The 13,585-nt window shown below is 49.5% G+C and carries 13 protein-coding genes; 7 read left to right on the top strand and 6 right to left on the bottom strand.

Features of this window, described 5'->3' with window-relative positions:
* Positions 1–15: 15 nt before the first annotated feature.
* Both IPJ12_02155 and IPJ12_02150 read right to left on the bottom strand, forming a co-directional pair.
* Positions 16–1,230: an ABC transporter permease gene (locus tag IPJ12_02155; protein MBK7646000.1), complete on the bottom strand. Its 1,215-nt coding sequence runs from the start codon at positions 1,228–1,230 to the stop codon at positions 16–18.
* A 14-nt stretch (positions 1,231–1,244) separates the two neighbouring features.
* Entirely contained in the window at positions 1,245–2,474 is a 1,230-nt protein-coding gene (locus tag IPJ12_02150) for an ABC transporter permease (protein MBK7645999.1), read from the bottom strand.
* Positions 2,475–2,552: 78 nt separating this feature from the next.
* On the opposite strand from IPJ12_02150, the gene IPJ12_02145 reads away from it, so the two are divergent.
* The 4 genes from IPJ12_02145 to IPJ12_02130 are packed head-to-tail and all read left to right on the top strand — an operon-like array spanning position 2,553 to position 6,486.
* A complete protein-coding gene (locus IPJ12_02145) occupies positions 2,553–3,425 on the top strand; it encodes a ThiF family adenylyltransferase (protein ID MBK7645998.1) in 873 nt (290 codons plus the stop codon).
* Entirely contained in the window at positions 3,422–4,489 is a 1,068-nt protein-coding gene (locus IPJ12_02140; protein ID MBK7645997.1) for a nitroreductase family protein, read from the top strand. Before IPJ12_02145 ends, IPJ12_02140 begins: the two co-directional genes overlap by 4 nt.
* A gap of 33 nt (positions 4,490–4,522) precedes the next feature.
* On the top strand, positions 4,523–5,779 hold the full coding sequence (locus tag IPJ12_02135) for a glycosyl transferase UDP-glucuronosyltransferase (protein ID MBK7645996.1): 1,257 nt from the start codon (positions 4,523–4,525) through the stop codon (positions 5,777–5,779).
* A 53-nt stretch (positions 5,780–5,832) separates the two neighbouring features.
* Positions 5,833–6,486, top strand: coding sequence for an acyltransferase (locus IPJ12_02130; GenBank protein MBK7645995.1), 654 nt, complete (start codon positions 5,833–5,835; stop codon positions 6,484–6,486).
* Positions 6,487–6,562: 76 nt separating this feature from the next.
* Here the strand turns inward: IPJ12_02130 and pepA are convergent, their stop codons facing one another.
* The 3 genes from pepA to IPJ12_02115 all read right to left on the bottom strand — a co-directional run bounded on the left by pepA (position 6,563) and on the right by IPJ12_02115 (position 9,689).
* A complete protein-coding gene (gene pepA / locus IPJ12_02125) occupies positions 6,563–7,375 on the bottom strand; it encodes a flocculation-associated PEP-CTERM protein PepA (GenBank protein MBK7645994.1) in 813 nt (270 codons plus the stop codon).
* A 193-nt stretch (positions 7,376–7,568) separates the two neighbouring features.
* Entirely contained in the window at positions 7,569–8,909 is a 1,341-nt protein-coding gene (locus tag IPJ12_02120) for a hypothetical protein (GenBank protein ID MBK7645993.1), read from the bottom strand.
* A gap of 30 nt (positions 8,910–8,939) precedes the next feature.
* Positions 8,940–9,689 carry an ABC transporter ATP-binding protein gene (locus IPJ12_02115; GenBank protein ID MBK7645992.1) on the bottom strand — a complete coding sequence of 250 codons (750 nt, stop codon included), beginning with the start codon at positions 9,687–9,689 and terminating at the stop codon, positions 8,940–8,942.
* A 129-nt stretch (positions 9,690–9,818) separates the two neighbouring features.
* On the opposite strand from IPJ12_02115, the gene IPJ12_02110 reads away from it, so the two are divergent.
* Complete coding sequence (locus IPJ12_02110; protein MBK7645991.1) at positions 9,819–10,535, top strand: outer membrane lipoprotein-sorting protein; 717 nt, start codon at positions 9,819–9,821, stop codon at positions 10,533–10,535.
* A gap of 9 nt (positions 10,536–10,544) precedes the next feature.
* Here the strand turns inward: IPJ12_02110 and IPJ12_02105 are convergent, their stop codons facing one another.
* Complete coding sequence (locus IPJ12_02105; GenBank protein ID MBK7645990.1) at positions 10,545–10,916, bottom strand: Mth938-like domain-containing protein; 372 nt, start codon at positions 10,914–10,916, stop codon at positions 10,545–10,547.
* Between the two features lie 108 nt (positions 10,917–11,024).
* Here IPJ12_02105 and IPJ12_02100 point away from each other — a divergent pair, with 108 nt between their 5' ends.
* Together IPJ12_02100 and IPJ12_02095 are read left to right on the top strand one after the other, a co-directional pair.
* Complete coding sequence (locus IPJ12_02100) at positions 11,025–12,263, top strand: pyridoxal phosphate-dependent aminotransferase (protein ID MBK7645989.1); 1,239 nt, start codon at positions 11,025–11,027, stop codon at positions 12,261–12,263.
* A 9-nt stretch (positions 12,264–12,272) separates the two neighbouring features.
* Positions 12,273–13,583: a homoserine dehydrogenase gene (locus IPJ12_02095; GenBank protein ID MBK7645988.1), complete on the top strand. Its 1,311-nt coding sequence runs from the start codon at positions 12,273–12,275 to the stop codon at positions 13,581–13,583.
* The last annotated feature ends 2 nt before the right edge of the window (positions 13,584–13,585 follow it).

Below are 13,585 nucleotides of genomic sequence, written 5' to 3'. Positions count from 1 at the left end.
AATTCACGTTGTAGGTTAAACGCCGTGCCGCAAAGCATCGATAATGTTGATCTTCGTTGAGCGGCGTGCTGGATACAATGATGCGAAAACAGTAGCAAAGAATCCAATTGCGCCCGATGTGAGGATAGCTATGGGGTCAAGTCGGATTAAAGCTGAATACCCAAGATTTGAGTTGGGTGGTGGCGGCATTTCGATGCCAACTAACGAGATGACCCAAGCGACACCGACACCGGTTAGAATTCCAAGGAAAGCGCCAAATGCACCAAGCAAGGTGGTTTCGGTCAAGATAAGTTTGAATACTCCGTTCGGCGTTTCTCCGAGAGCAAGCAAAGTGCCGAACTCTCTGGTTCGTTCGAAAAGACTCATGTTGATACTGTTCGCTACGCTTAGTAATACCATTAGAAAAATTATCAGTCGCAATACTCCAAACTGTGCCTCATAAAGCTGAACAGTTTTTTCATAGAAGTCTGAGAGCTCTCGCCAAGTCATGATGTCAAGGCCTTCATCATTGAGAGCTTTTTTCAACATGTTTGCGATTCGTTCGGAGTCATTTGTTAACTTGAGTGTTGTGATAACTAGGTGCACTGAACGAGTATCAAGAAGATCTTGCGCGGCTGGTAGCGGAATTCGGACTGCCCTAGCATCAAATTCTCTCGAAAAACTCTGGAATATACCTATAACCTTAAAATCCAGCGTGTTGACTGCTCCTTGCGCCAAACTAATCACTAAGGTTGCGTGATCGCCTACTTTTAAATTCAGCGATTGTGCAACCCCCTGACCAATTACCATGCCATCTGTATCTTTGTCTGCTAGTGGGCGACCTTGGATGTAACGCATGAAGCTACCAATATGTGCTTCGCCATCTGGTTCAATGCCGTCACCGAAAATGCCAAGGTCACGTTTTCCGTTGTTTAACATACCAACAAAATTAACTCGTGATACCACTTGATCGGTTTCCAGAAGAGCTCCGATTGTCAGCTTTAGCTTTTCCGTAGATTGGATCATGAATGAATCAGATGCGCGAGATCGCGCAGCCCAAAAGCCGCTCTTGGCCAATTGGATATGACCCGTTTGCGAGTGAATTGTCGCCTCCCCAAGTTGGATAAATATGTCATTGACAAATCCACCAACGATGATCATGGACGCGACGCCGAAGATAATGGCGCCCAGAGATGTTGCGGTGCGAGAGCGTTGTCTTATGAGATTTCGAACGGCTAAAGATAGCCGCATCGAGATAATAGATTTCATTGATTGCTCCGCAAAGCGTCCACGATATTTAGGCGACTGGCTCTAATCGCTGGCATTAGACTTGCAAACACTGTGGTGATCATGGCGAGAGCGAAAGCATCAATCACCAGAGGTGGTGTAACGAGTATTTCTGCGGTGAATCCAACTTCCATACCCGGTGGAGGGGGCATGGGAATCCCAATGAAAGATAGTGTTGCCGCCAGCGAATATCCTAGCGAGACACCAACTATCCCACCGAGAATGCCAAGCATTAGTCCTTCCAGAATGAACATTCGAAGTATTGCTGAGCGACGGGAACCTATAGCGATCATTGTGCCAATCTCTGTAGTTCTTTCCATAACGCTCATGTTTTGCGAGTTGGAAATTGTTAATACAATAATTAATGCGATGATCATCTTGATAAGACTGATTTGTTTTCCAAATAAACTGACGGTTTTCTTATAGAAATCTGCGAGCTCAATCCAAGCAAAGATTTGAAAATTTGTATTCGGAAGAAATTTTTTTAAGGCGACAACCACAGAGTCGGTTAATGAGGTTTTTTTCAAAATTAGTACCCACACAGTCGAACCTTCGACACGCATAAGTTTTCTGGCAAAATCAATGGGGAGGCGCAATGCGTTGTCGTCATAGTCCTTGGAGGCTGTATAGAATATTCCTGAGACTTTGACTTCAATTGCATTAGGGGTGCCATTTTTTGCTGTCGCAAGCAAGACGATGTTATCGCCTATTTTGGCCCCAAGGTTTTTAGCCAAGCCTTCCCCAAGTAAGGCGGCACGCTGGTTGTTCGACTCCAGATTTGTGCCGGCCCGCATGTAAATGGCATCGCTAATAATTGTTTCTTGATTTGGTTGTATTCCTTCCCCAATGAAACTTACGGTTGTGTCACCAAGGCTGATAAGTCCACTAAACGAAAGTCTTTCCGATACTTCTCGCACATCTGGCAATGTGGCGATCTGACTTAATTCTTTTGAATTTGCCGGAAGCAGAAAATTGTATGGGTCGGCGATGCCTCGTTCGAAATATCCTGGTCGAACGATCTGAATATGGCCCAGTTGTGAGCGAATGGCGCCTTCCCTCATGCCTTGGAAGATCCATTCGATGAAGCCTCCAGCCAACATATAGGCAATCAGGCCACTTGCAACTGTAATGAGTGCAATTGTCGTTCTGTTTTTATTTCGCTTCAGGTTGCGTAGCGCAACAAGAGCCTCTGTAACGATATTGATCATTGGCGTGACATGAAGCTTAAGGTAAGGTTGTCAAAACGATTGTAATACTAATTGGCAGGTATCTTGAGGAGCTAAGAAATGTTCGATTACGAGGCGGCATTCTCGCGGAACATAGGTTGGGTTACAGAATCAGAACAGCTCAAGCTCAGAAATGCCCGGGTGGCGATCGGGGGGCTTGGTGGGGTTGGAGGGGTCCATCTCTTGACTCTTGCCCGGTTAGGAGTGGGTAAATTTAATATTGCAGACTTTGATGTTTTTGATATTGTTAATTTTAACCGACAAGTTGGGGCTACGATAAATACGCTTCACCAGTCCAAGATTGATGTGCTTGCAGATATGGCACGTCAAATCAACCCTGGCCTTGAGTTGAAGCTCTTTCCTGCTGGAATACAGCATGATTCATTGGACGACTTTCTTCGTGGAGTGGACCTCTATGTCGACGGGCTGGATTTTTTTGCTTTTTCTGCCCGGCGTTTGACTTTTGCTGCATGCGAACGTATGGGGATTCCGGTTGTAACGGCAGCACCATTGGGATTGGGAACGGCATTATTGGTATTTGCGCCAAGTGGAATGTCGTTTGAGGATTATTTTGGGTTTGAAGGCTGTGATGAAATGGAGATGGCAATTCGCTTCTTGGTAGGGCTTTCTCCAGGCATGCTGCAAAGAGGATATGTGGCTGACATGAGCCGTATCAGTCTTGCGGAGCGCCGTGGTCCCTCAAGCATTGCGGCTTGTCAGTTGTGTGCTGGCGTTGCTGCTGTTGAGGCACTAAAACTGTTACTTGGTCGTGGAGGGGTCAAGCTTGCGCCATGGGGAAGCCAGTTCGATGCCTATCGAATGATCTATAAGAAAACGTGGCGTCCAGGAGGGTACAGAAATCCGTTGCAAGCTGTAATGCGCTCATTGGTGCGCCGTCAACTTCAGGTTATGACCAAGGTGGTAAAGCGATGAGTAGTCAAGCGCTGGAAAGAATTTTGGATTTGGCTCGTTGGGCGCCTAGCGGTGATAACACTCAACCTTGGCGTTTTCGAATTGTTGATGACTTTAACGTAGCCGTGTATGGCCATGATACCCGAGATAATGTGCTTTACGACTTCGATGGCCATGCAAGCCATATGGCGCATGGGGCACTCTTGGAGACCATTCGCATAGCAGCGAGTTTGGAGGGTATGTTAGCCTCTTGGGAAATTGATCCGATGTCAGATGATCGACTCCCTGTTTATAGGGTATCCCTTAAACCAGCGAATGGATTGGAACGAGACCCTCTAGCTATTTATATCCAGTCTCGCGTAGTCCAAAGGCGCTCTATGAGAATAGTGCCACTGAGTAATGATGAGAAGAATACCCTGATCAAATCAGTAGGGGAGCAATTTGATCTTCATTTCTTCGAGACGCTAGGGCGTAGATTAAGCGTGGCAAGACTCCTTTGGAAAAGTGCTTATTTACGGTTGGTCTCCCCAGAGGCTTACCTTGTTCATAAACACGTTATCGAATGGAGCGCGCAATTCAGCAAAGACAGGATTCCTGAGCAGGCTGTTGGTGTTGATCCTTTTACCGCGAGGCTAATGCGATGGGTGATGCAGAGTTGGGAGCGCGTTGACTTTTTCAACAAATATGCTTTTGGAACAATATTGCCACGGATACAGTTGGACTTATTACCCGCAATTATGTGTTCATCGCATGTCTTGATTCGACCAAAAAATGCACCATCGAAACTAATGGATTGGGTATTAATGGGGGTATCGATGCAGCGGTTCTGGCTAACTGCGACAGCACTCGGCTATTACGTTCAACCGGAAATGACTCCGGTTATTTTTCGCTGGTACACGCGATCAGGACGACAATTCTCTCGAAAGCTAGGAATTGCAGAACGAGCTTCGGTTTTGGCACTTGAATTCGAAAAAATGTGTAGCGCAACGCCAGACACGCCTTTCGGCTTCTTTGCAAGATTGGGGCAATCTACTCGGCCCACATCACGCTCATTGAGAGTTGATCTTGAAAAGCTTATGAAGTGACTGTGCTGATCGTGGATTTGACCAGGGCATCAGATGATTGAAGACCAAGACGGCCGTAAGAAAATCCTTTTCTTTGCAGAGGGGGCGACTCTTGCTCATGTTGCCAGATCCTTGGTTCTTGCAAGAAGTTTGGACCCGGCGAGGGTTGATGTGGTTTTTGCACGCCCAAAAAATTACGAATGGCTGACGAAAAATGAATCGTTCAAGATCATTGATCTGTCGTGTCAAGATCCCAATGAGTTTTCTAGGCGCTTGGAAAGAGGCTTGCCTTTATATGATTATCCGACGTTGAAAAGTTATGTACGGGATGATCTTTCGCTGATTGATTTGGTTTGTCCTGATGTGACCATCGGGGATTTTCGATTGTCACTGTCGGTCAGTTCGCGTGTTCGAAAAATTCCATTCATTAATTTGTGTGACGCTTACTGGAGTCCAGAGCATTCCGTAAAATCTGTGCTTCCAGTATTTGCATTTACACGTTATCTTCCGATTCGCTTTGCCGAACTTTGTTTTAGGGTGTTTTCGCCGCTGGCTTTCCGAATCCATGCAATACCTCATGAACGCTTGAGATCCGAATATGGCCTGTCATCGTTGGGCTATGATTTACAAAAATGCTATACCGACGCTGATCTCAGACTGTTTGCTAATATTCCTGCATTGTTCCCTGACGTTGAGGAGAGCGAAAGTTGCGCTTTCATCGGCCCGGTAGCCTGGTCTCCAGAAAATAACGCAGATTTTGCTTTATCTGCCGACCTGAGTAGCGAATATTTTTACGTATCTATGGGTAGCTCGGGTGATACGGATGTTTTGTTTGATATTTTGATGGCGTTGGCAAAGCTTGGTCCTCAAGTCATTGTTTCAACTGCAGCTAGATGGAGGTGGCCGGATGGTAGTCTTCCTTCTAACGTTAAAGTATTTGATTTCGTTCCGGGCGATTTGGTCTGTAAGGCAGCGCGATTGGTCGTTTGCAATGGCGGAAGTCCTACGACCAATCAAGCATTGGTGAACGGTGTTCCTGTCTTAGGTATCGCAAAAAACATGGATCAATTCATGAATATGCGAGCCATTGAGAAAATTGGTGCAGGCTTGACAATGCGTGCTGACCGTATCACAAGAGAGTCTGTGCTCAACTTGGCAAATCAACTTTGGACTAAGGATTGTTACCGAATCAATGCGGTGAAACTGGCCCAGTCTGCCAAGCAATGCCTTGATAGCCGTTCGCTCGAATGGTTTCTCGCCAAATTGCTTAATCGAGAAGCTTTGGAAAGTTGCGATATTACAAAGCAATAGAAACGAATTCTGGCGACTAGCTAAGCTACCAATTAGAAAATGGGAGATTTTGGGTGAGAAAGATATCAACCAAAGCGGTCGTACAGTTTTTTGGTATGACTAGTTCCAATCTGATAATCACGTGCCTTGCTGCTTGGACTGCTAAAGATAGTTTCCCTGATGATTTTCGTGGGGTGCTGACGCTGGCAAGCGCTTTCGTAGTGTTTTATTTTTTGACGATATTGCTTTTTAGATTGCGCCAACGTATTGCGCCGATTCCAAATGGAAATATCAAACCAGGTAGTGCAGCGGAGAACACTGCATTTGTGTATATGCTCCACTATATCCTGCTCTTTAATCCTCTAATATTTTCTAGATTTTTGCCATATCCGGTCTTGGGGATGCTACTTCGGGCCTTGGGGGCGAAAATAGGAACGAACAGTTTCTGCTCAGGCCTGATGATGGATCCCCAGTTCGTCCAAATCGGGAAGAATTCCCTAATCGGGAATGATGCAATGTTGATTGCTCATATTATTGAAGGGGATGTCCTCGCATATGAACCAATCGTGATTGGGGACAATGTCACCATCGGGGCTCGAGCCATCATTATGGCCGGGGTGACTATTGATGATGGTGCACTGGTCGGCGTTCAGTCAGTAGTGCCAAAGGGCAGTCATATCAAACGTGACGAAACGTGGGTTGGATGTCCGGCGAAACGTATCAATTAATAAACACATATTGGTAAACGCAAAATCCCCCTGTTGACAAATAATCAACAGGGGGATTTTTAAATGCTACTTGGACTTATTTGTTACGGCGACGGGAAGCACCCAAGCCCAAAAGACCAAGTCCCATCAGCGCCAGAGAGGCCGGCTCCGGGATGCGGTTGAAGTCGACCGAGCCTGTTTCTTGGTTAATTGAAACCAAGTTGCCAACAATTTCGATACCTTGACTGGTGTTATTAAACTGTTCAAAGGCCAGTTCAAAGAAAGGGATCGGTTTGGTGAAGTAGCTACTGCCGTCTGCCGTCAGGCTGATGGTGGTAACCGAATTAAAGAAAGCGCCACCAAGAGCATTGATGCCGTTTACGCCTGAAATCAAGCTTCCGGTAGCCAATTTCTTGTCCGCCGTGTTTTGGGTTACGGTAGCAGCAGTAGCGGTTGATGCTGAAGCGTTTGTAAAGACGCTGTCTGAACCCACGTCGGCCCACAGGGTGTAATTCAACGACGTCAGAACCCCAGAGCTTCCCGGTGTATTGATTGTACCAGTCGTCAAAGTTGCTGCTTGATCGAAGGTAATGTACAGGGCGTAAGAATTAGCACCGCCCAGATTGATGCCGCTTGCGCCGGCCAAAATCGGCGTGTTGTTCAACGTAAAGCTGGTGAAGTTGATCCAGCCTGAGCCGGTTTCGTGTGTGGCGTCAGTGGCCGTCAGCAGAACGGAAGAGTTTCCGAGCATCTGATCAGCGTTGAACGGCGAATAGCCGGTCAAGCCCAAGTTGTTCGGGCTGACTTCGAACACACCAGGAACCGCCATGGCTTGCGGGGCAAAACCCAAGCCGAGTGTGGCTGCAACGGCAGATGCCAAAATGCCTTTACGTATAAGCGAGGTTTTCATTGTAAATCTCCTTGATTCCAAATTGTTGCTCTTGGCAACTGCGTTTAGGGGTGAGGCTTGTGTGTCATAACTAAGCAAGCGTTATGCCATTAATTAATAGTTGATTTTAATCAATGGTTTGGGGGGGGCGTATCGAATTGATGACAGAGGAGTGTAAAGAATGTCGACACTTCAAATGGCAATCAGCATAGTGCTAGAAAGTGTAGCGGACTTCACTGTATATCCTGTCCTTTTGATCATAGCGACCAAATAGTCCGGTTGGTGCCCCCTTGAAGAGGTCCGCACCGAACATTAAGCGCCAATTGCGTTCAAAGTTCCAAGTTACGCGTGGGCGAAGTAGCCAGTCGCTCCTGTTCAGGCTGGAAATGAAGATAGCCTGAGCTTCCCAGTTGTTGATGAACTTGGTATTGAACAAAAGACTGTAGCCATTTTCTTCCTTGTCGGGAATCTGGGTGGCGTTATAGTTGGAATAACGACGTTGGAAGAGTTGGACGTTGAAACGACTTTCGGCCGGAAGGGTGAAATCGAGACCGACGGCCCAGTCGAGCGTGTTTTGCCGGACGACACCGTCACTGTCGGCAAGATCCAGCACGCTGAAGCTACGGCCTGTTGTGTATACACCTTCGGCCTTCAAGACCACGTCTCCAAAATCCTTGGAAAGAGTGCTTCCGTATTGATTGATTCGGTCGTGGCGAGCTTGAAAGACCATTGTTGGGCCGTCAAATTGACGGTAAAAGGTTGGGCTGACATCGGTGCTGCGATAGTAGAAAGCCGAGATGTCCCACCCGTTTTTCAGTGTTGACAAGCGGAGTCCGTAGTTCATGTTGTCCGCGTCACGTTGTGGTCGGACTTCCTGAAGGTAGCGTACGTTCGGGGCTGTAGGCATTGGATAGAATTCCGAGCCGGGCTTGCCGATGTTGTCGTAAGTGGCCACCGGAATCCATAGAAACTCAGCATGATAGTCGTCGGCGAAATACTCGGCCCGGGCTGCCCACTGGGGAATCCGCATCTGATCAAACTCAGGGAGGACGAATTCCCGCAGGTCGCGAGCGGAGACTACGTCGGCGAAGAAAAGTCCGACCATTTCGCCCCAGACGACGTGCTGCTTGCCGACACGGAAATCCCAGTTACCCAAACTGTAATCAAAGTAGTTTTCGCGTAGTTCGATACCGTGGCGCTGATTTTTTTCGACGTCCGAGGGATAAAAATCGTTGCTTGCGTAAGCAAAGTCATAGTCGAAACGAGCCCCGACTTTCCACTTCATGCTGTCACCAAGTTTGCCGGAAGTGCCGAGTTCGGCGCGACTACGCAGCTTCGACCAGTGTTCTGGCTCAGCTATTGTGCGTGCCGCTTCGAACTGGATGAAGCCCTTGATACCAAGGCCGGGTTCGCTACGCGCAGAAGAAAGTTTGGGAAGGTCGTCTCCAAATAGCGAGTCACGGCTTAACAGGTCGTCCTCTGCGGCGCTGGCGCTAAACGTCAGGCAACATGCCGCGAGGATACTCAAATGGAACGGGAGTTTCAGGTGGGTCACTGGGTATTCCTGTTGGAATTTTCGAATATGCTATTCGTCTTCAGATTCGGTCTCTGGGCGAATGCGTGCCAGACTCCAAGTCTTGTCGATATCGTTGCGGACACCAAAGGCGGTGATGCAGCCGTCTTCCATCTGTACCAGGCGGTCGGCGCGATCGATCACCTTCTGGTCATGGGTGGAGAAAATAAAGGTGGTTTTAAGGCGACGGTTGATTTGCTTCATCAGGCTGAGAATTTCTCGACCTGTTGCCTTGTCAAGATTCGCGGTGGGTTCATCGGCGAGGACGATGCTCGGTTTGATCGCCAAGGCGCGGGCGATGGCGACCCGCTGTCGTTGTCCTCCGCTGAGCTGATTCGGGCGGTGATCGGCAAATTTGGTCAGACCGACAATTTCAAGAAAATAATCGACGCGCTTTTTTCGTTCTTCTGCGGAGATGTCTTTGCGTCGAAGCAGAGGATATTCGACGTTTTCAGCAGCGGAAAGAACCGGCAGCAGATTGAATGTCTGAAAAATGAAGCCAATCGAATGGGCACGGAGGTCAGCCAGTTCATTCGCGGATTTTTCCGAGACGTCTTCTTCGTTGATAAATATCTTGCCGCGGCTCGGTTTGTCGATGCAACCGATCAGGTTGAGCAAGGTGGTTTTGCCGCTTCCGGATGGGCCGGAAATGGCGAGAAACACGCCGGGCTCAATGGACCATGTAATATCATTCAATGCTTGGACGGTCTGCTCGCCAAGCTGGTAATCCTTGAAGACATGTTCTACTCGGACAACGCTCATGATGGGTTGCTACCGTCAAAATTTAATTCAGGATATTGCGGGAGAATATTCATGTTACCAAATAATGCTGTTCGGAATGGCAACTGGCTTTTTTTGTTGGCGTCTGGCATTTTTCTTTTGCTCCAGTCGTTGACTGTTGCAGCACAGGGTACCAGCGTTGCGCCGAACGATGATGCGCTAGCCCGCAGTATAGTGGAAAAGGCAGACAAGGTTCGTTTTCCGACTGATGGGTTTCAGGTTGATATTGAGATTAACTCGCAGCGTCCCGATAAGGAGGCTGATACCCGGAAATACAGAGTGCTCTCCAAGGGGAATGAGAATACTGTCGTTATGGTGACTGAGCCTGCTTCAGAGCGTGGGCAGATCATCTTGATGAAAGGTCGTGACCTGTGGGTATTCATGCCCGAAGTGTCGCAGCCGGTGCGGATTTCCCTAGCGCAACGTTTGACGGGTCAGGTGGCCAACGGTGACTTGGCGCGCGCCAATTTTTCCGGCGATTACAATCCGAAAATTGTTTCTACCGAGAAGATTGGCCACGACAGCTATCACGTTCTGGAGTTGACTGCGGTGGATCGAAGCGTCACTTATCAGCGTGTCGTTTACTGGGTGAATGAGAAATCAGGCTGGCCTTTGAAGGCTGAGTTTTATTCGCTTTCAAATCGGCTGATGAAAAAGTGTAGTTTTGAAAATTTCAAGACATTGGCCGGACGGGTGCGCCCGACTCGCCTGGTCATGGAGGATGCTTTACGCAATGGTGAAAAATCGATCCTTGACTACAGCGAAATGAAGCTGCGGGATTTGCCGGATAAGATTTTTACCAAGGAATACCTGAAAAAGCTCGAATAAGTACAGTTCTTAGTCGAAGAGGAGGGCTGCAGCAACCTTGCGGCCTTCTGCTGCAAGAATATTGTAAGTACGGCAGGCGGCTTGCAAATCCATGACATCGAGGCCAACGCCGGCCTGTGCAAATGGACGGAGAAGTTCACCGGGCGGAAAACGCAGGCGCTTGCCGGTGCCAAGCAGGATGATTTCGGTGCCCAAACCAAGCAAGATTTGCATGTCTGCTTCTGTCAGCGTGCTTACTGTTGCAGATGTCCATTCCGAAATAATCGATTCCGGTAGCAAAATTATGTTTTTTTGGTGTTTTTCCTGGTTGACCGCAGCATAGTCGTCGCCATAGGCGGTGAACAGGTTGAGTCCGGCTGTGTTGGTTGTGTGTAGTTTCACTGCGCGATCATTCCAAAAGGGCCGCCAAAATTGCCGTGCACCATACGATAAAGTAGGATTATACCTTTGGCCCTAGTGGGCCATACGCCGCCACGCCGGAAGATTCCCATGAAACACGTCAAGAAGTCCGCCAAACTCGCCAACGTCTGCTATGACATTCGCGGCCCCGTGCTGCAAAAAGCGAAGCAGATGGAGGAGGAAGGCCACAAGATCATCAAGCTTAACATCGGCAATCTGGCCGCGTTCGGCTTTGATTCGCCCGAAGAAATTCAGCAGGACATGATTCGCAACCTGCCAAACGCAGCTGGCTATACGGATTCAAAAGGTATTTTCGCGGCGCGCAAGGCGATCATGCATTACACCCAGCAGAAGGGTATCAAAGGCGTGACGCTCGATGATATCTACGTCGGCAATGGCGTGTCTGAGCTGATCGTAATGGCAATGAATGCCTTGCTGGACGCTGGCGACGAAGTGTTGGTGCCGGCGCCAGACTATCCTTTATGGACGGCGGCAATCAGCTTGTCCGGCGGAACGCCAAAGCATTACCTGTGCGACGAAAGCAAGGGTTGGTTGCCTGATCTGGATGACATTCGCAGCAAGATCAACGCCCATACCAAGGCGATCGTGCTGATCAACCCGAATAATCCGACAGGCGCGCTTTATCCGGATGATCTGCTGCACGAAATCATCGACATTGCCCGCAAGCATCACCTGACCATCTATGCCGATGAGGTCTATGACAAGGTGCTGTACGACGGTGAAAAGCATACGTCGATCGCCTCGTTGGCTGAAGACGTGCTGATGATTACCTTCAATGGCCTTTCAAAGAACTATCGCTCCTGCGGCTATCGTGCCGGCTGGATGGTGGTGTCTGGTGACAAGCGCCATGCCAAGGACTACATTGAGGGTCTCGACATGCTGGCTTCGATGCGGCTTTGCGCGAATGCGCCGGGGCAGCATGGCATTCAGACAGCGCTGGGCGGTTATCAGAGCATTGATGACCTGATCAAGGATGGCGGTCGCCTGCGTCGCCAGCGCGATATCGCGCATGAACTGATTTCAGCCATTCCTGGCGTCAGCTGTGTCAAGCCAAAGGCAGCGCTATACATGTTCCCGAAGCTTGATCCGGTGGTATATCCGATCAAGAACGACCAGCAATTCATTTCCGAACTGCTGCAGGAAGAAAAAGTGCTGCTGGTTCAGGGAACGGGATTCAACTGGCCGCATCCGGATCACTTCCGCCTTGTTTTCCTGCCGCATGAGGATGATTTGCGGGAAGCAATCGGGCGAATTGCGCGCTTCCTGGAAAACTATCGCAAGCGTCATAACACTAACCAAACCAAGTAAAGACTGAACATGAAACCCATCAATGTTGGCCTAATCGGCATCGGCACCGTCGGCGGTGGCACCTGGACCGTTCTCAAACGCAACGAAGAAGAAATTACCCGTCGCGCAGGCCGGCCGATTCGTATTACGGCCGTGGCCGACAAGAACGTTGAACTGGCCAAGCAGATTACCGGCGGTACTGCTCGCGTAACTGACGACGCATTTTCTTTGGTCAATGATCCGGAAATCGACATCATCATCGAATTGATTGGTGGTTATGGCGTGGCCAAGGAAGTGGTGATGCAGTCCATCGCCAATGGCAAGCATGTGGTGACAGCTAACAAGGCGCTGCTTGCTGTTCATGGCACCGAGATATTCACGGCCGCACAGCAAAAGGGTGTCATGGTGGCTTTCGAAGCCGCTGTGGCTGGCGGCATTCCCATCATCAAGGCGCTGCGTGAAGGTTTGACCGCCAACCGCATCGAATGGGCCGCCGGCATCATCAATGGCACGACCAACTTCATCCTGTCCGAAATGCGCGACAAGGGTTTGTCATTCGATGACGTGCTCAAAGAAGCCCAGCGCTTGGGCTATGCCGAAGCTGATCCGACATTCGATATCGAAGGTGTTGATGCAGCTCACAAGGCAACGCTTATCGCTTCTATCGCCTACGGTATTCCGGTCCAGTTCGACAAGGCTTACATCGAAGGTATTACGAAGCTGGAAGCCTCCGACATCAAGTACGCCGAGCAACTCGGTTACCGCATCAAGCTGCTTGGCATCGCCAAGCGTCGCGAGAAAGGGATTGAATTGCGCGTCCATCCGACGCTGATTCCGGCCAAGCGCCTGCTGGCGAATGTCGAGGGCGCCATGAATGCGGTCATGGTTAAGGGCGATGCTGTTGGCACCACCCTCTACTATGGCAAGGGCGCCGGCGCCGAGCCGACCGCGTCAGCCGTGATCGCTGATCTGGTGGATGTTACCCGCCTGGCCACGGCCGATGCCGCACATCGCGTGCCGCATCTGGCCTTCCAGCCGGATGCCATGTCTAGCTTGCCGATCCTGCCGATGAGTGAGATCGAAACCGGCTACTACCTGCGTTTGCGCGTCGAAGACAAGCCGGGCGTGCTCGCCGACATCACCCGCATCCTGGCCGACCAGGGCATCTCCATCGATGCGATGCTGCAGCGTGAGCCGGAAGAGGGCGAGGGCGAAACCGACATCATCATCCTGACCCATGTCTGCAAGGAGAGCGCTGCTGATGCTGCCATCGCCAAGATCGAAGGCTTATCTGCCCAAAAGGGCAAGGTCAAGCGCATTCGTCTGGAAGAGCTTCAGTAAAT

The organism is Betaproteobacteria bacterium (genome assembly GCA_016709965.1).
GTDB classification, from domain to species: Bacteria; Pseudomonadota; Gammaproteobacteria; order Burkholderiales; family Rhodocyclaceae; genus Azonexus; species Azonexus amarohabitans.
The sequence above is the reverse complement of the archived record's forward strand: the minus strand, read 5'-3'. Positions and strand labels throughout refer to the sequence as shown.